Origin of the sequence: Brevundimonas sp. UBA4553, from assembly GCF_002387245.1 — a bacterium.
Classification (GTDB): Bacteria; Pseudomonadota; Alphaproteobacteria; order Caulobacterales; family Caulobacteraceae; genus Brevundimonas.
The window spans coordinates 47,143-65,136 of sequence record NZ_DGLD01000004.1; the positions used below are offsets into that span (position 1 = coordinate 47,143).

A 17,994-nucleotide genomic window follows, 5' to 3' on the forward strand; every position below is an offset into this window, starting at 1 on the left:
ATGGACCGGGAGGGGGTAGGCAGGGTCTGTCTGGCGCTGCCGGGCGCGACGCTGGATCATCCGTTCGATCCGGATCACGACGCCTACAAGGTCGGCGGCAAGATGTTTGTCATGGTGGGGGCGACCGGCGGGGTGTCGTTCAAGGTCTCGGACATCGCCTATGAGGTGCTGACCGAGAGCGGCCATGCGCGGCCGGCGCCCTATATGGCGCGCGCCAAGTGGGTGAACCTGCCGCAGATCGACGACTGGGCGGACGAGGAACTGGCTGATCATATCCGAACCGCCCACGCCATTGTCGCCGCCAAACTAACGAAGAAGGCGCGGGCAGAACTGGGGCTGTAGCGACGGTTGCTTTCCTCCCTGTCGCGCAGCGATGGGGAGGCGGCGCGACTAGCTGCGGCCGTGACGGAAGGGCGGCTTGCACCGTGCGGCGAAAAAAAACAGTCCAATTGGTGCAATGACGGCAAGGCGCGCCGATCCGGCGTCGGTCGGGGCGGGGAGCAGCCGGAGTCCTGAGCAGACGGCGGCGGGCGGCGATGTCAAAGAACGCGCGCAGTCTAGCCGGGGTTTGAACCAGGGCGAGCAATCGGCGCCTGGCGAGCAATATTTCATTGAAAATCAGCGGCTTGAGGGCTGTTGATGCGATGGCTGGCGGGGGATCGCATCTGGAGGAGGCACACCATCGTGGGCGGCAGGCAAGCTGCTGTGGCTGTGGAGCGTAGTGGCTGACTACCTTTGCGTCATGACGCGGACCTGCTGAATGTCCGCCAAGGGTGGAAAGCGGACGCTGAACAAGGCCATGCTGTCGCTCTCGCGGTAGCACGCCATTGGTGAGGGTTCAGGAACCGAGCCGCATCGAGGCTCTAGGCTGCGGTGACAGGCATACGGAAGACAAACCGAGTCTCGATCTCGTCTGACGTGACCGTCAACGCCCCACCGTGGGCACGCGCAATCTCGTTGGATATATAGAGGCCCAGACCCAAGCCGTCCCGGACTTCGCCTGCGTCGCGTCGGTTGAACGGTTGAAAAAGGCGCGCGCGCAGTTCTTCGGGAATGGGCTTCCCGCCGTTGATGACGGTCATTTCGAAGTGATCGTCCTTGGAAATGGCGGTCACGCGAACCGGCGTCTCAGCGGCCCCGTGCGTCAACGCATTCGAGATCAGGTTCGAAGCTAGCTGAGCGATCCGGTCGGGATCGCTGGCGATATCGACGTTGATATCCATGACAAGTTCAACGCCACGTTCCGGATGTGCGACCCGCAACTCGCTGACCAACTGCATCAGGATTTCTGGCAACTCCGTCGCCGGACGTCGCGCGACCGACAGTCCTCCGCCGAGACGTCCTCGTGCGAAGTCGAGCACGTCACTAATCAGGCGTTCGGCGCGTCGGATCGAACCAGTCATTTCGTTCAGGATGGGCTGTCCATTGTCGCCTACCCGGCTCTTCAGCAGTCTGACGCCCGCGTCGATGGCGGCGAGCGGTGATCGAAGATCATGCCCCAGGACCGCGATGAACTGGTCCCGGAGAACCGCCGTGTCCTGCGCATCCAGAAGCGCGTTTTCGGCGCGCCGATGCCGCCGGTTCGCTTCGATCTGCGTCGCGATAAGCTTGGCGAACAGTTCGAACATCGTGACGGTCTCGGCGCGTGAGGCCGGAGCGGGCTTGGGGTCAATGGAACACAGCGTGCCGAACACCTCGCCGTCATCAAGGATGATCGGCACGGCGATGTAGCTTTCCAGACCGTAGGTCGTGGGTGTGTGGTGCGACCGCCAGATGGGATCGGAAGAGGCGTGGTCGAAGGCTACTGGACGCCTGTTGGCGCGGACCTCGCTGCACAACGTCGATTGAACCGGGAGTTCGCCGCCGACCGGCAGCCCGAAATCAACGAGATCAAGAACTGCGCAGGCCACCCAACGGTCGTCAGAGACGTGCGCGACGACGGTGTAGCCCATGCCGGTGACCCGAGCGCACACATCGAGAATGGACGAGATGTCGGGCAGTCCGGCGATGTCGGCGAGGGCGTCGACATCACGGTGTTCGGCATAGGTAGAGACCGACTCTTGCATTGCTCAGGGGATTTCCAGCACCACGATCAAAGCGCCTTGCGCGCAGCACTAAGCTTAAAGCCAAGCCAGACGTCTTCGACAAGGGGGCGGGCGAGTAGACTGATCGTGGACCGTCCTAATGTCCGCAACGGGTCGAAAGCGGTTGTTCATGTCGGTCCCAAACTCGGAAGTAGAGCCGAGGAGTGGGTTGTCGGCTTCGGTGGAGGCTGCCATGGGCGGGAGCGGCGGCTTTGCCTGACCGTCGAGGGCGCGGACGGCTAGATCCTCGGGGCAAGCCCGAGGATGACGGCCGTGAATGGAGACCTTCTTTCCTCGCCGTTGTGGCGGGAGGGGAAGGCAGCGGCCTACCTAGTCTTCTGCTCCGCGATCCAGCGGTCCATGCGGGTGTCGAGGAGGTCCAGCGGCAGGGGGCCGTCGACCAGCAGGGCGTCGTGGAAGGTGCGGACGTCGAAACGGTCGCCCAGTTCCCGTTCGGCCTTCTGACGGATTTGACGCAGGCGGATCTCGCCGATCTTGTAGGCCGTGGCCTGGCCGGGCCAGCCGATGTAGCGCTGCAGCTCCGTCTCGATGTTGTGCGGGGCCAGGGCCGAGTTGTCGCGGAAACAGGCGCGCGCCTGTTCGGTGGTCCAGCCCAGCCAGTGCAGACCGGTGTCGGCCACCAGGCGGCAGGCGCGCCACATCTCGTAGCTGAGGCGGCCGAAGCGCTCGTAGGGGGTCCGATAGATGCCCATCTCCTCGCCCAGGAACTCGGAATAGAGCCCCCAGCCCTCGATGAAGGCGGTCACGTCGGCGCCGCGACGATAGTAGGGCTGGTCCGCCGCTTCCTGTTGCAGGGCGATCTGAAGGTGGTGGCCAGGCACGGCCTCGTGGACGGTCAGGGCCGGCAGCTCATAGAGGGGGCGCTGATCCAGTTTCGAGGTGTTGACGATGTAGCCCCCGGCGACGCCGTTCTGCATCGAGCCCGAGTTGTAGCGACCGGTGGTGTAGGTCTCCTCGATCTCACGCGGGACCGGGCGCACGCCGTAGGGCAGGCGGGGCAGGGTGCCGAACAGGGCGGGCAGGCGGTCGTCGGCGCGCTTGGCGATCTCCGAAGCCTTTTCCAGCAGTTGTTCGCGGCTGGTGGCGTAGAATTGCGGATCGGTGCGCAGGAAGTGGAGGAAGCCGGCGAAGTCGCCGGTCCAACCGGCGGCGCGCATTTCATCCTGCATCCGGGCGCGAATGCGGGCCACCTCTTCCAGGCCGATCTGATGCACCTGATCCGGGGTCAGGTCGGTGGTTGTGTCGCTGCGCACCAGGAAGGCGTAGAGGTCCTTGCCGTCGGGACGGTGGACCATGCCGGGTTCGATCGGCGCCCCGGGAAGGTAGTCGTCGCGCAGCATGGCGAGCCAGGCCTGACGGCGGGCGGTGATTGGGCCGTCGATCAGGGCGCGGGCGCGGGCGCGCAGGGCCTCCTGATCTGCCTCCGGGATACTGGCGGGGAGGGAAGCGAAGGGCTTCATCAGCACGTCGCCGTCGGGGCTGGAAGCTATGTCGCGCTGCGCCTGCCCCAGGGCGCTTTCGACCACGGAACGGGCCTGAACCAGTCCGGTCGACAGGCCGCGCCGGGCATTGGCGGCGCCGGCGTCGTAATAGGCGGGGGCGGCTTCCAAACGGGCCATCCAGGCTTCGGCGTCAGCGCGGCTGGCGATGCGGGTGGAACTGGCGAGGTAGGAGAGGGTCTGGCCGGGACCACCTTCAGAATCAAAGGCCAGACGCGACGGGTCCAGAGCGATCCGCTCCAGTTCGCGGTTGATCAGATAGCGGCTGAAGGCGTGGTTCAGGCGGCCGTCGGCGTCGAGAGCCGCGACGTCGATGGCGTCCAGCCGATCTCTGAAAGCCGTGAGCGGGGCCTGGCGGGCCAGATCGCCGGCCCGGCTGGGATCGGGCAGGCGCGACAGGGCTTCCCGGTCGCCATCCATGCCGGAACTGATCGGATCGACGCGGCGCAGATAGGCTTCATAGTCGGTCAGAATTCCGGCCAGAGCCTCTGCGGCGGGCGTGGCTGCCACAGCAGCCGGGCGGGTTCCGGCGCTGTGGGCCAAGGCGGGCGTCGCCGCCATCATGGCCGCCAGAGCCGCTCCGATCAGAAGCCGACCCGTCAGAGATTGCTTGTCCATACTGTCCTCCCTCAAGCGGGGAGGAGGAGACAGCCGTGTGCGCTGACGGTCAAGCTATGTCGACGAACCCTAGCCGCACAGGGTGAAAAAGCGGTCGATGTGCTTGTCCGAGCCACGCTGGGCCACCAGGGGCGTGCGGTAGTCGGGGCCGTAGGTCGCCAGCCAGCCCAGCTTGCGGAAACGCAGGAAGACCGGGTCGGTGGTGCGGGCGACCGCCGTCAGATCAAGGCCGTCATGCATGGCGGAGGGTTCGGCCTGCGCGGCGTAGGTTTCCGTGTCGCCGCCGGATTCCAGCGCGATGATCCGGGGATGGCCCTCGGCGACCGTCTGCAGAATCTGCAGGGCGCCCGAACCGGGACGGCAGGACAGGTCCAGCGGAACGTCGTCGGTCTCGGCCATGCCGTAGGACAGACTGGCCTCGTCGCCGTCCTCGTTCAGGTGCCAGTCGTAGCCGGGGGCGGGCGCGGGCCCTTCGCTGGGTGCGGCCAGTTCGGAGGTCAGCGTGGGGGCGCACCCGGCGAGGGCGAGCGCCGCGAGGGCGGGGGCGGTCCAGAGGATCAGACGCATGAAGGGCCTCAGCCGGTGCAGAGTTCGGCGAACCGGCGCAGCTTGGACAGATTCGCGCGATCGATCTCGATGCCCGTGGTCTGCTCCCCGACGGCGATGGCCAGCTTGCCGTCGGCGAGGAAGGCGGCGAAGACGGGGTGGTCGGCGCGCAGCACGGTCTGAAGTTCGCCACGTCGGGGGCTGGCCTCGACGTTGGCGGTCGCGGCGCCGGCCGTGATGACGGCGATGCCTTCGGCGGGCGGGGCGTCATAGAGCGTCAGGCGGACGATGCTGGAGCCCGGGGCGCATTCCAGGGTCGAGCGCAGTCGCGGCGTGTCGGGGATTTCGTTGGCCAGAACCAGAGGCCCGGCGCCGCTGTAGAGAGTCCAGGCCCAGCCCTCGGCGGACGGCGGCGCGTTCTGAATCGTCAGGGCGAGCAGCAGCCCGAGCAAGGCGGTCATGGTTCAGCCCCCGCTGATTGGTTCGCGGGAACTGTGGTCAGGCGTGGCTCGAAGCGCAATAGCCGAGGAAATTTTGCACCAGACGGCGCTCGGCGCGGCTGGCCCGGATCTGCTGTTCGCCGGCCTCGGTCTGCACCGCGATGCGGCCGCTGCGCGCCAGACCGGTCAGGGCCGTGTCGGTCAGGGGCAGACGCGCCTCATAGGCTTCGCCGTCCGACAGGGGGTCGATCGGTTGCGGTCCCATCGACGCAGGCGTCAGGGCGGCGCTCTGCGGCTGGGCGTCGCCGTAGATGACCGCGCTGCGGTCGCCGGGCGAACAGGTCAGCATCAGGGCCACCTGGTCGGAATCGGCCAGGCCATAGGCGAGCTTGGCCATCGACCCCTCGTGCAGCAGATGCCAGCCAGCGGCGCTTTCGCCCGGAGCCGCGGGGGAGGTGGTCATGGCCTGCCCCGCGAGGGCGACAAGACCCAAGGCGGCGACGGCGGGAACAATGGACTTCAACATCACAGATCACTCGCGTTCGACAGAGCAAACGCGGGTCGCTTGTTAAGGGTTCACCGCTCCGCTTGACCGAAAGCGACTCCGGGACGGGGAGTCACCGGAATATCACGCTCGCCGAACGCGGGTCAGAAGGGGCTGAAGCGTTCGACCAGCGACTGGGCGGCGGGCGTGGTCTGCATCCGGCTGATGTCGCCGCGACCGCCGTAGCTGATGCGGGCCTCGGCGATCTGGGTGTGGGCGATGGTGTTGGCCGAGGAGATGTCCTCGGGGCGCACGATGCCGGCGACGGTCAGTTCGCGGACCTCGCGGTTGGTGCGCACTTCTTGCCGACCCTGGATGACCATGTTGCCGTTGGGCATGACGGCGGTGACGACCGCGGCCACGGTCAGGCTGACACGTTCCGAGCGGTTGACGCTGCCCGATCCGGCGGCGTTGGCCTCGCCTTCCGTGCCGACCATGTTGGCCGGGTCGAAGCCGCCCGGGAAGGCGCGTCCTAGGCTGTTCTCCAGGCCGAAGAAGTGGGTGACGCCGCCCGAGGCGCTGTTGGAACGCGAGCGGTTGGTCGAGTTCTGGGTCTGGGCGCGGTCGTTGATGTCGATGTTGACGGTCAGGATGTCGCCGACGCGCCGTGCGCGCTGATCGCCGAAGAAGGAGCGCGCCCCAGTGCGCCACAGGCTGTTGGCCGAGGCGGCGGTGGGGGTGGGCAGATAGGCCTGTTCGACAGGGACCAACGCGGCCGGATAGCCGATGGGAGCCAGTTCGGGGCCTTTCACCGTTTCGGTGATGGTGGAGCAGGCGCCCAGGCTGAGGGCGGAAGCGGCGGCGGCGAGGATCAGGACTTTACGCATGACGGGATCTCTCAGCGAGCGGCGAACTGTTGCGGATTGGCGCGGGCGGTCTGGGCGGAGGGGCCGGCGACGGCGCGGCCGGGGGCCACGGCGACGGCGTCGATGGTGCGGCCGGACTGGACGTTCAGGATCGGCACTGCCTCGCCTGCCGAAGCGTTGCGCGTGGCCTTGCCGGTGACGGTCAGTTCGACGCCGCCGGCGATGTAGGCGACCTCGACCATGTCGTTGCGAGCGATGACCTGGGGCGAAGCCAGGTCGCGGCTGGCCACGGGAGCGCCGGCGCGCAGGGCGCGTCGGGCCGACAGACCGACGACCTGATCGGCGTCCTGCGGGCCGCCGGCCGGGGCCTGATGGGCCTGAACCGTGGACCAGATGACGTCTTCCGGCTGCACGACATCGCCGGCGGCCAGGCTGCGGGCGTAGGTCAGGACCTCGACCGTGGCGCCGGGGCGCGAGGCCACGGTGGCGGCGGCCGGGCGGGCCGAGGCCTCCGCAGGCAGGGCGCCGCCTTCACGGACGACGATGCGGCGCAGGCCCTGCGGGTTGGCCCATTCCAGGCCGGCGCGGCGGGCGGCGGCCTGGATCTGGCTGGCCTCGAAGACGGCGGTGGCGCCGAGGCGCTGGCCGACCACGACGTGGGCGGCGGCGCCTGCGTCGTCGAACAACTCGCCCAGGGTGACGCGGCCGTCGTCGTCGGTCGGGTCGGGCAGGAGGCTGACCGGGCCGGCCAGGGCCGGGGTCGCGACGGCGACCAGGGTCAGGGCCAGGGTCAGGGCTGGGGTCAGGTTGCGGATCATGGTCATGACCTAGCTCTTCACCTGGGCCGAGACGGACAGCATTTCGTCGGCGGTCGTGATGACCTTGGAGTTCATCTCATAGGCGCGCTGGGCCACGATCAGATTGGTGATCTCGCTGACCGCGTCGACGTTCGAGGCTTCGGTGTAGCGGTGCAGGAGCTGGCCGAAGCCGGGCTCGTTCGGCGCGCCGATGGTGGCGGCGCCAGAGGCGGCGGTCTCGAGCAGCAGGTTGTCGCCGATGGCTTCGAGGCCCGCCTCGTTGAAGAATGTCGCCAGCTCCAGCTGGCCCACCACCTGGGGTTCGGTCTGACCCTGGGTCGTGACCTGAACCTGACCCGACTTGGAGATGGAGATGTCCACCATGTCCTGGGGGATGTTGATGGCCGGCTCGACCGCATAGCCGTCGTCGGTGACCAGCTGACCCTCGCCGTTCACGGCGAAGTTGCCGGCGCGGGTGTAGGCCATTTCGCCCGAGGGCAGGGTGATCTGGAAGTAGCCCTTGCCGTCGATGGCGACGTCGTAGTCATTGCCGGTGCGGGTGGGGGAGCCCTGCTCGGTGACGCGATAGACGCTGCCGGCCTTGACGCCGGCGCCGATCTGGATGCCGGTCGGAACGACGGTGCCCTGGGTCGATGACTGCGCGCCCATGCGTTCGACGTTCTGGTACAGCAGGTCCTGGAACTCGGCCCGCTGACGCTTGAAGCCGACCGTGTTCATGTTGGCGATGTTGTTGGAGATGACCTCGACGTTCAGCTGTTGGGCCAGCATGCCGGAGGTGGCGGTTCTGAGAGCGCGCATCGTTCAGGCTTCCTTACTAGCCGACCCGGCCCAGCCGCTCGACCGAGCGGCGTGACAGGTCGTTTGCGTTTTCGATCATCTTGGAGACGCGCTCGTAGGCGCGGCTGATCTCGATCAGATTGGTGATCTCTTGCAGGGTGTTGACGTTGGAGCTTTCCAGCATCCCCTGGCGGACCTGCACGTCGGGAGCATCCTGGGGCTGGGCGTTGGAAACATTGCGATAGAGGCCGTCGCCGCTCTTTTGCAGGGCGCCCAGGGCGTCGAAGCGGACCGCGTTCAGGCGGCCGACGGGCTGACCTTCCTGGCTGATGGTGCCGTCCTGGGCCACGCTCACGGGACCGCGCTCGGGGTCCAGGGTGATCGGCGCGCCGTCGCCCAGGACCGGCAGACCCTGCTTGGTGGTCAGGACGCCCTCGGCGTTGGTGGTGAAGGCGCCGTCGCGGGTATAGGCCTCGCCCGCGCCGCTCTGGACGGTGAAGAAGGCGCCCTCGCCCTCGATGGCGAAGTCCAGCGGTCGGCCGGTCTGTTTCAGCGTGCCCTGGCCGAAGTCGCGGCCGACGCCCTTGTCCAGCACGAAGCTGGCCGAGGGGCGGATGTTGTCGTTGCGGGCGCGCTGGCCGACTTCGGCCCCGACCATCAGTTGTTCGACCTTGAAGCCGGTGGTGTCGGCGTTGGCGACGTTGTTCGCCACGATGTCGAGCTCGCGGCGAAGCGTCATCTGACGGGACAATCCGATGTAGGCGGCGTTTTCCACGAGTGCGGCTCCTTCGCCCCTCTCGTCGCAACGACCGTGCCAACAGGGTTAATCCAGCAATGGCGGGCGTTTGAGCCGATCTGGCCCCGTTGGCGCCCGGCAGGATTTGCCGATCGTAAACGCCTCGTTAACCAAAATCGCCCCATCAGGATGATTGTGATGATCGGGGCGACGTGCGGATGCTGAAGCTGAAGCTGGGCAAGAAGAAAGACGCGGCGCCGGAAGGCGACGACGCCAACCTGCCTGCGGTGGCGGACGGCGAGGGCGGCGAAGGCGCGCCCGCCAAGAAGAAGCTGCCCCTACTGTTCATCATCATCCCGGCGGCCCTGGTGGTGCTGGGCGGGGGCGGCGCGGCGGCCTTCCTGCTGATGAAGCCGAAGCCAGCCGAGGCCGAAGCGGCCGGCGAACACGGCGCGGCCGAAAAGAAGGACGACGGTCACGGCAAGAAGGAAGAGAAGAAGGGCGGGGGCCACGGCGGCGCGGAAGGCGGCGAGGCTGATCCTGCGGCGGGCACGATCGCAGCAGGCCCGGACGGCGTCACCTTCTACACCCTGCCGGATCTGATCGTGAACATTCAGTCGGCTGACGGACGCCCGACCTATCTGAAGCTGAAGCTGACGCTGGAGATGAAGGACGCCGATCTGGCGACCCATCTGCAAGGCGAAGCCCCGCGGATGCAGGACATGTTCCAGGGCTTCCTGCGTGAACTGCGTCCCGAGGATCTGGCCGGTTCGGCCGGTTCCTATCAGCTGCGCGCCGAAATCCTGCGCCGGGTCAATCTGATCGCGGCGCCGGGCAAGGTGGACGCCGTGCTGATCGAAGAAATGCTGGTGTCCTAGGCATGACCGACACCCTGGCAGCCGAGAACGAACTGGACCCCTTCGGCGGCGCCGACATGGGCGCGGACATGGGCGCAGCCCTGTCGGAACGCGTGCTGAACCAGGACGAGATCGACAGCCTGCTGGGCTTCGACATGGGCGACGGCGACGACTCCGAACGGAGCGGCATCCGCGCTATCATCAACTCGGCCCTGGTGTCCTACGAGCGTCTGCCGATGCTCGAGATCGTGTTCGACCGCCTGGTGCGGTTGATGACGACGTCCCTGCGCAACTTCACCTCGGACAACGTCGAGGTGTCGCTGGACACCATCAGCTCGATCCGCTTCGGCGACTACCTGAACTCCATTCCCCTGCCGGCCATTCTGGCGGTGTTCCGGGCCGAGGAACTGGACAACTACGGCCTGCTGACGGTCGACAGCAATCTGATCTACTCGATCGTCGACGTTCTGCTGGGCGGGCGCCGCGGCACGGCGGCGCTGCGCATTGAGGGACGGCCCTACACCACCATCGAGCGGGTGCTGGTGCAGCGGATGATCGAAGTCATCCTGAACGACGCCCGCGCCGCCTTCGAGCCGCTGACCCCGGTGCATTTCACCCTGGACCGGCTGGAGACCAATCCGCGCTTCGCCGCCATCGCGCGCCCGGCCAACGCCGCCATCCTGGTCAAGCTGCGCATCGACATGGAAGATCGCGGCGGCCGGGTCGAACTGCTGCTGCCCTATTCGACGCTGGAGCCCATCCGCAAGATGCTGCTGCAGCAGTTCATGGGTGAGAAATTCGGCCGCGACAACATCTGGGAAGGCCACCTGGCCACCGAGTTGTGGACCACGGAAACCGAGGTTCGCTGCGTGCTGGACGAGCAGCAGATGCCCCTGTCCAAGGTGCTGGACTTCAAGGTTGGCGACACGCTGATGCTCAATGTGACGCCGGACTCCGAGGTGTCGGTGCGCGCGGGGTCGATCCCGCTGACGACCGGCAGGATGGGCCGCAAGGGCCAGCATATCGCCGTGCGGGTCGAGGGGCCGGTCAATCCGGACATCGCCGCCAATCTGAGCCGAGGGAAACGCTGAAATGACCGGCATCATCCTGGATTCCATCCTCATGCTGCTGCTGGTCGCGGCCATCGGCTACGGCATCAAGCTGGAGAAGAAGCTCAAGGCCCTGCGCGACGGGCAGCTGGCCTTCGCCGGCGCCGTGACCGAACTGAACGCCGCGGCCGGACGCGCCGAACAGGCCCTGGCGACGCTGCGCGCCTCGGGGCATGAAACCGACCTGCTGCACGACCGCATCATCAAGGCCCGCGCCGTGAAGCAGGAGCTGGAGGTTCTGATCGCACGGGCGCCGGCCGGCCTGCCTTCGCGCACGGCCCAGCCTGAAGCGCCTGCGGAGGCGCCGCTGGAGCTGACGACGCCCGCCTCGGCGGTCGCGCCCCTGCTGGACGACGAAGCGCGCGCTCGCCGCATGGCCTCGTTGATGGAGCGCATCGAGGGCGCCCGCGCCGTGATGAAGGCCCCGGCGGCGCGTCCCGCCTCCGCTGCGACGGCGCCGGCTGAAACCTTCGCGCCGGTGCGTCAGGCCCTGGCCGCTAACCATGCTGCGCAACAGAGCCTAAACCGCGCCCGTCGTAGCCTGGACGAAGATCTTTTCGCTGCATGATTCTTTTTAGAGCCCCTATGTCCGAGGCGCGGCCTCGGACGACTTGAGGGGAAAGTGTTTATGCGGCCCCTATGCCTGTGCGGCGTTTGAACCGCCTTACCGAGTTGACCGATGAGCAAGTTGCCCCGCCTTCTGCCCCTGATCGCCATCGCCATCGGCGGGGTCGTGGCCGTGCGCGCGGCGGGCGTGGCTCCGGAGCTGTTCCAGGGCGCGACGGCCTGGGCCCAGGAGGCCGTGACCGCCGAAACGCCGGGCGAGGGGGGCGCGGCCGCCGCCGCCAAGCCCGTCGCCGCCGTCTGCGCCCTGACGCCGGAACAGCTGGCGCAACAGGCGGGCATTTCGCCGGCTGAGCTGCGCATCATCCAGTCCCTGTCAAAGCGCCGCGACGCCCTGGACGCGCGCGACGCCGACTTCGCCACCACCCTGCCGCTGATGGTCGCCGCCGAGCAGAAGCTGGACGCCAAGCTGCAGGCGCTGGAAGCGCTGAAGGGCGAGATCTCCGCCCTGGTCGGTCAGGTGGACGAGAAGGAAAAGGCCGAGACCGACCGTCTGGTCGCCGTCTATTCCGCCATGCGGCCCAAGGAGGCGGCGGCGGTGTTCAACACCCTGGACGACAGCGTGCGCCTGCCCGTCGCCGCGGCCATGCGCCCCCGCACCCTGGCCGCCATCATGGCCCAGATGCCGGCCCCCGCCGCCCGCGAGCTGACCGAGAAGCTGGCCAAGCGCTTCCAGTCGCAGCAGTTCGCCGCCCGCGCCGCCGCCGCGACGGCGGGCGCGACGCCTGCGACTCCGACTGCGGTTCCTGCGGCCGCGCCGGCCGCTGCGCCGGCGCCGACGCGCGCGGCCCAGCCCGCTACGACCACGCCTGCAGCGACCCCCGCTGCACAACCGGCGGCCCAGCCCGCGCGCCGTCCGACGCCTCGCCCGGCGGCGCAGCGTCCCGCGCCCCGCCCCGCCGCGCGTCCGGCCGCTCCGACCGCCGCCCCGGCCGAGACCGGCCCGCGTCCCTACGCCCCGGGCGGCGACGCAGCAGCAGCGGCGCCGGCCCAGGCGCGCCAGTCGGTCCAGTGACGGCGTCGAGGAACGCGCGGTTGGCATAAGGCCCGCACGCCGCTATTCAGCGCGCTTCGATTTTCGCGAGACCATCCCATGTCCGACGCCCTGCCTGACCGCCTTTCGGTCGATCCCGACAGCCCCTTCCACGACGCCGACCTGCTGGCGCGCGGCATCGGCATCCTGTTCAAAGGCGAGGAAAAGACCAACGTCGAGGAATATTGCGTCTCGGAAGGCTGGGTCCGCCTGGCCGTCGGCAATCGCGTCGACCGCCGCGGCAAGGCCCTGACCGTCAAGCTGCAAGGTCCGGTCGAGCCCTTCCTCAAGGGCGAGTGATATTGGCGGGGACCTGAGGCTTTCGGTCGCAGGTCCCAACCGCTAGGGTCCCGCCTCATCCAGTGAGTCCGGGAGGCGCTTCATGTCGTTCAACGTCCGTCTGATGGCCGCCAGCGCAGTGGCGCTCGGCCTGATCGCCACGCCGGTTCTGGCCCAGGACGCCAAGACCATTCGCGCCGCCGAGCAGGTGCGCGATCAGGCGCTGCAAGCCAACATCGCCCTCGACTACGTCACCCAGGTCACCACTCGCTTCGGCGCGCGCCCGGCGGGTTCGCGCTCGGAACAGGCGGCCGCCGACTGGGCCGCCGATTACATGCGCGCTCACGGCTTCCAGAACGTCCGCATCGAGCAGTTTCCGCTGGTCGGCTGGGAGCGGGGCGAGGAGAGCGCGGAACTGCTGGGCGCCCGGCCGCAGAAACTGGTCGCCGCCGCCCTGGGCCATTCCATCGCCACCCCCGCCAACGGCATCGAGGCCGACATCGTCTTCTTCGACGGGCTGGACGCCCTGCTGGCGGCGCCGGTCGGGTCGCTGAGCGGCAAGATCGCTGTGGTGGACGGCGGCCAGATGGTGCGGATGCAGGACGGCTCTGGCTATGGCTCGCTGTCACGCATTCGCGGCGTGGGGCCGACCGAGGCCGCCAAGCGCGGCGCCGTGGCCTTCGTCATGCGTTCTGCCGGTTCGGACGAACACCGCATGCCGCACACCGGCACCACCCGCTATGTCGAGGGCAAGGTGCCGCTGCCGTCGTTTGCCCTGAGCGCGCCCGACGCGGATCAGATCGCGCGACTGGTGAAGATGGGCGAGCCGGTTCGGCTGCGTCTGAAATCCACCGCCCACACCTATCAGACCCACAGCCAGAACGTGATCGGCGACATCGTCGGTGCGACGCGGCCGGACGAGATCATCGTCCTGGGCTCGCACATGGACAGCTGGGACCTCGGCACCGGGGCCATCGACGACGCTGCGGGCGGGGGCATCACCCTGGCGGCGGCCAAGCTGATCGCCGAGCAGGGCCGTCCGGGCCGCACCGTGCGCGTGGTCCTGTACGGATCGGAAGAGGTGGCCCAGCCGACCGACACCGGCAACGGCGGCGGCGCCTATCTGCGCAACATCGGCGCGACGGGCGTCGAACAGCATATAATCGCGGGGGAAAGCGACTTCGGCGCTGACCGCATCTACGCCCTGGGTCTGCCGCCCGGCGCGCAGGGTTCGGACTTCGCCAAAATCGCCGCCAGCGTGCTGCGCCCGATCGGCGTCCTGCCGTCGAGCGAGCCGGAACTGCACGGCGGCGTAGACATCGGTCCGCTGGCCGGGGCCGGTGTGCCGGTCTTCGGTCTGGCGCAGGACGGCACGCGCTACTTCGACCTGCACCACACGGCCGACGACACCCTGGACAAGATCGATCCGGCTCAGATGACCCAGAACGTCGCCGCCTGGGCCGCCCTGGTCCGGCTGATCGCGGATTCCGATGTGGACTTCCGCGCCCTGCGTTCGGCGGCTACACAAGCCCGGCCTTAACGGCTGAGGCCGCGAGCGTGGCGAAACTGGTAGACGCAGCAGACTTAAAATCTGCCGACTTCGGTCTTGCGGGTTCGACCCCCGCCGCTCGCACCAAACCCCACAATGGACCGTTGTCAGCTGTGAGGCCGGCGATCTGTTGCCGCTCCGAGGGCGGGTGAGCGGCGAGGCGCTGTCGTCTTCGCTGTCTTTCGGACAGCAAAAGGGCGGCGGACCGAAGTCCGCCGCCCTTTCCGTTCAGGCCTGGAGCCTTAGAACGGGCGGTAGTTCAGGCTCAGGAAGAAGCGACGACCGAACAGATCGAAGTTGTCCGCCGTCGTATTGCCCAGCCAACGCGCCGGCTCGGCGTCGAAGGCGTTCACGACGCCCGCACGAACCGTCAGGTTGTCGCGAGCCGCCCAGCGCACCGAGAAGTCGTGCTGCGAGAAGTCGCCGGTTTCCAGGTACTTGGCGGTTTCGTAGAGGTCGGGGTTGGCGACCAGGTTGTCCACATCGAAAATTTCCTGGCTGGCTTGCCAGTCCCAATCCCAGGTGAAGGCCAGGGTGTCGACCGGCGCCCAGGTGACAGTCGACAGGAAGCGCACACGCGGCATGCCGACCGTGTCCTCAAAGTCGGACGAGTCAGACGGGTCTTCGATATTGACGAAGTCATGCTGCTGGATAAGCCAGTTGCCGCGGATCGAGTGGCTGAACGTGCCCCAGTTGCGACCGAAGAACTCCGGCATGTCGGTACGGTAGGCGACCGTGAAGTCGACGCCCTTGGCCGTCAGTGCTGCATAGTTCAGCGAGCCTTGGATGAAACTCGTGACCTGGAAGGACGTGGCGTCCCGGGTCTGGGTGGCGCAGGCGCCGGTGTTGACCGAGTCGCCGCTGACGCACTGGTTAGCGGCGTTCTGGGCGGTCACCGAGGCGATCGCATCGTTGATCTCAATATCATAGTAGTCGAGCACGACGGAGAGATTGGGCAGCAGGAAGTCCGGCGTCCAGACGCCGCCTACTGTGAAGCTTTCCGAGGTTTCGGGCTTCAGGAAGGGGTTGCCGCCTGCCAGGCCCGACACTGAGCCGCTGCCGTAGTTGGGCAGATAGGCGTTGGAAGCGGAGGCGTCGGCGAAGTTCAGGTTCAGGCCTGCGGCGGTGGCCAGGGCGCCGCAGTTGGCGATCCGGTTGGCGGCGATAGAACGGTCAGCCAGGTTGTTGATGACGGTGGCCGAGCAGGGGTCGCTGAAACCATTGGCGAAGGTTTGGCCCAAGGGTTCGTTGGTTTCACCCAAGTTCGGCACGCGGATCGCCGTGGCGGTCGTGGCGCGGAACATGAACTGATCGACCGGGCGCCACTGGAACTGGGCGCTGTAGGTTTCCTGCTGACCGACGTGCGAGTAGTCCGAGAAGCGATAGGCGCCGCTGATCTCGGCAGACTGGCCCAAGAAGCTGTCGCGGAACAGCGGGACGCTGACCTCTGCGAAGACGTCGTTGGTGTCGTAGCTCGCTTCTTCGAAGTCGGGGCCGGAGTTCAGGAACAGGAAGCGGCCGGCGGTGTCGCGGTCGCGGCCCGTGCCGCTGGTGATTTCCTTGCGGTACTCATAGCCGATCGACGCGCCGATCGGGCCAGCGCCCCAGAAGTCCCACAGTTTACCTGAGGTGTAGGCCATGAAGTCGTGCTGCTTGTTCTGATCGGTCACCGTAACGGCGGCCTGCAGATAGTTCAGGCCTTGCTGGGTGAAGCCGTTCGGTCCAAAGACGCGGACCGGCGAACAGTCGTCGATCACAGCCCCTTGTCGCGAGAAGGTGGTGGGCACGCCGTTGACGTTGATCACAGCGTCTGGAACGGCGACTCCATTGGCCTTCATCAATTGCACGCGGCAGACGATCTCGCCCGGCTTGCCGTGAACCTTGCCTGCGACGTCGATGACCGCGTCGGCTGCGGCCTGATAGCGGACGACGTCCACGCCCAGTTCGCGGTTTGAGTTGTTCATCTCGCCGTACGTGTAGCCGGCTTCCCAGTTGACATCCTTAACGAAGCCGACATCGCCGACGTCGCCGCGCAGGCCGACGACGTATCGCTGCAGGTCGCGTGTGTTCTGCTGGTTGCGGGCCGGGCCATATAGTTTGTGCTGGGCGCGGGCGTCGGCGACGGTGCTCGTGACCACGCCTGCCGAGTTGAAGATGTCGCGGCGGTTGTTGGCGATCGCCTGGCGTACGTCAGATGGAAGATAGGCGTTGTCCAGGCCGATCTCGAAGGCCGAGGTCGAGGTGATGGCCCCTACGGTGTTGGCGGCAAGGTTACGGATGTTGAAGTCGTGGAAGACCCGTTGGCCCGCGTCGTAGGTCTCTTCCTCGACATACTTTGCTTCGGCGAACAGGCTGACCCGATCGGTGATGTCGAAGTTCAGACCAGTCTGGAAGCGATAGTTCTTCGATTCCGGAAGACGGCTGGCCTGGCCCTGCTCGGTGTTCGAAACTTGGCCTTCGCCGCCATTGCTGGTGGTGCGGCTGAAGCCTGTGCCCTGGCGAATCGAGCCAAAGGTGACCGGGCGCGACTGGCCTTGATCATTATAAAGGTAAGAGTTGTCCAAGCGGTTCGACGGCGCCAGCGAGAAACAGTTGGCCGAGAAGGTTGTGGCCGAGCAAGTCTGGAATGGCACGTCCGGATCATTGGAGGGGCTGGGCTTTACCCCCGTCGACAGGATGGTCACGCCGCCGAAGTTGGTGCCGCGGATGTAGGTGCGGGCGTCGCGGATCAGGACCTGATCTGGAATTCCGTCCGAAGGGGCTGAAGCCGGGTCTGCGTCGTTGCCGATCAGGGCCCAGGACTCGCGTCGCCAGTCGACATCAGAATCCAGCACCTCGTCGTTTCGCTGATACTCACCCGACACATAGTAGTTCAGGCGGCCGTCCATAGCGTTCTGACCCCACAGCACGGAGAGACGCTCGCTCAGTTGGTGGTCCTGGTTGATCTCGGCGATCGAGGCGTCGATCTCCAGGCCGTCGAAGTCCTTGCGCAGAATGAAGTTGACCACGCCCGAGACGGCGTCGGCCCCGTAGACGGCTGCGGCCCCGCCAGTGATGACCTCGGTGTTGGCGACCAGAAGGCGCGGGATGGTGTCGACGTCGACCGCCAGCGAGCCGGGGCTCGAGCCGACGTGACGACGACCGTCGACCAGTACCAGGGTCCGGACGGCGCCGAGCGCGCGCAGACTCAGCAGCGACAGGCCGCCGTCGTTCAGGTTCGAGCCCGTGGTGTCTTCCGGCACCTGAGAGGTCGATAGGGCCGGGATGTCGGCCAGGAAGTCGATGACGTTGACTTCACCTGACTGCAGCAGTTCTTCCTGACCGATCTGGATCAGGGGAGTGGGCGAGTTGGTCGGGTTGCGGCGAATGCGCGACCCCGTGACGACGACTTCGCCGATGTTGGTGGCCTGGTCTTCCTGGGCCATGGCCGCTGCAGGCGTAGCGCTGATCACGGCGACGGCAGCCATGCCGGCGATCAAGGTGGAGCCCAGCAGACGTGTTTTTGTGGTGGTCATTCTGTTTTCCCGTCCCAGAGGATCCTCTGGGTGAACGGCGTCCTTTCGCCGCACCTTTTTCATATGACCATTTCGTGAACTGGCAAGAACCGTGACGAACTTGTGGCGCGAATGGGGGTGAACTGCGGCGTTTTGGTCG

At 67.0% G+C, this 17,994-nt stretch carries 17 protein-coding genes and 1 tRNA gene; 8 read left to right on the top strand and 10 right to left on the bottom strand.

Annotated elements, in window-relative coordinates; all coding sequences use genetic code 11:
* Positions 1-342, top strand: a complete 342-nt coding sequence (locus B4A39_RS04370; protein ID WP_292033711.1) for an MmcQ/YjbR family DNA-binding protein — start codon at positions 1-3, stop codon at positions 340-342.
* Between the two features lie 521 nt (positions 343-863).
* On the opposite strand, the gene B4A39_RS04375 is transcribed toward B4A39_RS04370, so the two are convergent.
* The 9 genes from B4A39_RS04375 to flgF all read right to left on the bottom strand — a co-directional run bounded on the left by B4A39_RS04375 (position 864) and on the right by flgF (position 8,928).
* A complete protein-coding gene (locus B4A39_RS04375) occupies positions 864-2,066 on the bottom strand; it encodes a GAF domain-containing sensor histidine kinase (RefSeq protein WP_292033713.1) in 1,203 nt (400 codons plus the stop codon).
* A 344-nt stretch (positions 2,067-2,410) separates the two neighbouring features.
* A complete protein-coding gene (locus tag B4A39_RS04380) occupies positions 2,411-4,222 on the bottom strand; it encodes a DUF885 domain-containing protein (RefSeq protein WP_292033715.1) in 1,812 nt (603 codons plus the stop codon).
* 69 nt (positions 4,223-4,291) lie between these two features.
* Positions 4,292-4,789, bottom strand: a complete 498-nt coding sequence (locus B4A39_RS04385; protein WP_292033719.1) for a hypothetical protein — start codon at positions 4,787-4,789, stop codon at positions 4,292-4,294.
* Positions 4,790-4,797: 8 nt separating this feature from the next.
* Entirely contained in the window at positions 4,798-5,229 is a 432-nt protein-coding gene (locus tag B4A39_RS04390; protein ID WP_292033721.1) for a hypothetical protein, read from the bottom strand.
* 37 nt (positions 5,230-5,266) lie between these two features.
* Positions 5,267-5,734 (bottom strand): hypothetical protein, encoded by a 468-nt coding sequence (locus B4A39_RS04395; RefSeq protein ID WP_292033723.1) that lies wholly within the window; start codon positions 5,732-5,734, stop codon positions 5,267-5,269.
* A gap of 122 nt (positions 5,735-5,856) precedes the next feature.
* Positions 5,857-6,579 (bottom strand): flagellar basal body L-ring protein FlgH, encoded by a 723-nt coding sequence (gene flgH / locus B4A39_RS04400; RefSeq protein WP_292033725.1) that lies wholly within the window; start codon positions 6,577-6,579, stop codon positions 5,857-5,859.
* A gap of 11 nt (positions 6,580-6,590) precedes the next feature.
* Positions 6,591-7,376 (bottom strand): flagellar basal body P-ring formation chaperone FlgA, encoded by a 786-nt coding sequence (flgA, locus tag B4A39_RS04405; protein WP_292033773.1) that lies wholly within the window; start codon positions 7,374-7,376, stop codon positions 6,591-6,593.
* Positions 7,377-7,385: 9 nt separating this feature from the next.
* Positions 7,386-8,174 carry a flagellar basal-body rod protein FlgG gene (gene flgG, locus B4A39_RS04410; RefSeq protein WP_292033728.1) on the bottom strand — a complete coding sequence of 263 codons (789 nt, stop codon included), beginning with the start codon at positions 8,172-8,174 and terminating at the stop codon, positions 7,386-7,388.
* 16 nt (positions 8,175-8,190) lie between these two features.
* The gene (flgF, locus tag B4A39_RS04415; RefSeq protein WP_292033730.1) at positions 8,191-8,928 is read right to left on the bottom strand and encodes a flagellar basal-body rod protein FlgF; all 738 of its coding nucleotides are present in this window, start codon (positions 8,926-8,928) and stop codon (positions 8,191-8,193) included.
* Positions 8,929-9,107: 179 nt separating this feature from the next.
* Between flgF and B4A39_RS04420 the strand changes: the two genes are divergently transcribed.
* From B4A39_RS04420 to B4A39_RS04450, 7 genes are all read left to right on the top strand, one after another.
* Positions 9,108-9,767 carry a flagellar basal body-associated FliL family protein gene (locus B4A39_RS04420; RefSeq protein ID WP_292033731.1) on the top strand — a complete coding sequence of 220 codons (660 nt, stop codon included), beginning with the start codon at positions 9,108-9,110 and terminating at the stop codon, positions 9,765-9,767.
* A gap of 2 nt (positions 9,768-9,769) precedes the next feature.
* Positions 9,770-10,837, top strand: a complete 1,068-nt coding sequence (gene fliM, locus B4A39_RS04425; protein WP_292033733.1) for a flagellar motor switch protein FliM — start codon at positions 9,770-9,772, stop codon at positions 10,835-10,837.
* A gap of 1 nt (position 10,838) precedes the next feature.
* On the top strand, positions 10,839-11,423 hold the full coding sequence (locus B4A39_RS04430; RefSeq protein ID WP_292033735.1) for a DUF6468 domain-containing protein: 585 nt from the start codon (positions 10,839-10,841) through the stop codon (positions 11,421-11,423).
* A gap of 111 nt (positions 11,424-11,534) precedes the next feature.
* On the top strand, positions 11,535-12,494 hold the full coding sequence (locus B4A39_RS04435) for a MotE family protein (RefSeq protein ID WP_292033737.1): 960 nt from the start codon (positions 11,535-11,537) through the stop codon (positions 12,492-12,494).
* Between the two features lie 78 nt (positions 12,495-12,572).
* Positions 12,573-12,812 (top strand): DUF3297 family protein, encoded by a 240-nt coding sequence (locus tag B4A39_RS04440; RefSeq protein WP_105564633.1) that lies wholly within the window; start codon positions 12,573-12,575, stop codon positions 12,810-12,812.
* Between the two features lie 82 nt (positions 12,813-12,894).
* Positions 12,895-14,331, top strand: a complete 1,437-nt coding sequence (locus tag B4A39_RS04445; protein WP_292033742.1) for a M28 family peptidase — start codon at positions 12,895-12,897, stop codon at positions 14,329-14,331.
* 11 nt (positions 14,332-14,342) lie between these two features.
* Positions 14,343-14,427, top strand: a tRNA-Leu gene (locus B4A39_RS04450).
* A gap of 155 nt (positions 14,428-14,582) precedes the next feature.
* Here B4A39_RS04450 and B4A39_RS04455 read toward each other — a convergent pair.
* Complete coding sequence (locus B4A39_RS04455; protein WP_292033743.1) at positions 14,583-17,855, bottom strand: TonB-dependent receptor domain-containing protein; 3,273 nt, start codon at positions 17,853-17,855, stop codon at positions 14,583-14,585.
* Between the last annotated feature and the right edge of the window lie 139 nt (positions 17,856-17,994).

Bases quoted from the DNA above. Each gene is read 5' to 3' on its own strand.
- B4A39_RS04370 (WP_292033711.1), top strand. From the start codon at position 1: ATGGACCGGGAGGGGGTAGGCAGGGTCTGTCTGGCGCTGCCGGGCGCG.
- B4A39_RS04380 (WP_292033715.1), bottom strand. From the start codon at position 4,222: ATGGACAAGCAATCTCTGACGGGTCGGCTTCTGATCGGAGCGGCTCTG.
- B4A39_RS04390 (WP_292033721.1), bottom strand. From the start codon at position 5,229: ATGACCGCCTTGCTCGGGCTGCTGCTCGCCCTGACGATTCAGAACGCG.
- fliM (WP_292033733.1), top strand. From the start codon at position 9,770: ATGACCGACACCCTGGCAGCCGAGAACGAACTGGACCCCTTCGGCGGC.
- flgG (WP_292033728.1), bottom strand. From the start codon at position 8,174: ATGCGCGCTCTCAGAACCGCCACCTCCGGCATGCTGGCCCAACAGCTG.
- B4A39_RS04385 (WP_292033719.1), bottom strand. From the start codon at position 4,789: ATGCGTCTGATCCTCTGGACCGCCCCCGCCCTCGCGGCGCTCGCCCTC.
- flgA (WP_292033773.1), bottom strand. From the start codon at position 7,376: ATGATCCGCAACCTGACCCCAGCCCTGACCCTGGCCCTGACCCTGGTC.
- B4A39_RS04435 (WP_292033737.1), top strand. From the start codon at position 11,535: ATGAGCAAGTTGCCCCGCCTTCTGCCCCTGATCGCCATCGCCATCGGC.
- B4A39_RS04455 (WP_292033743.1), bottom strand. From the start codon at position 17,855: ATGACCACCACAAAAACACGTCTGCTGGGCTCCACCTTGATCGCCGGC.
- B4A39_RS04430 (WP_292033735.1), top strand. From the start codon at position 10,839: ATGACCGGCATCATCCTGGATTCCATCCTCATGCTGCTGCTGGTCGCG.
- B4A39_RS04445 (WP_292033742.1), top strand. From the start codon at position 12,895: ATGTCGTTCAACGTCCGTCTGATGGCCGCCAGCGCAGTGGCGCTCGGC.
- flgH (WP_292033725.1), bottom strand. From the start codon at position 6,579: ATGCGTAAAGTCCTGATCCTCGCCGCCGCCGCTTCCGCCCTCAGCCTG.
- B4A39_RS04375 (WP_292033713.1), bottom strand. From the start codon at position 2,066: ATGCAAGAGTCGGTCTCTACCTATGCCGAACACCGTGATGTCGACGCC.
- B4A39_RS04395 (WP_292033723.1), bottom strand. From the start codon at position 5,734: ATGTTGAAGTCCATTGTTCCCGCCGTCGCCGCCTTGGGTCTTGTCGCC.
- B4A39_RS04440 (WP_105564633.1), top strand. From the start codon at position 12,573: ATGTCCGACGCCCTGCCTGACCGCCTTTCGGTCGATCCCGACAGCCCC.
- B4A39_RS04420 (WP_292033731.1), top strand. From the start codon at position 9,108: ATGCTGAAGCTGAAGCTGGGCAAGAAGAAAGACGCGGCGCCGGAAGGC.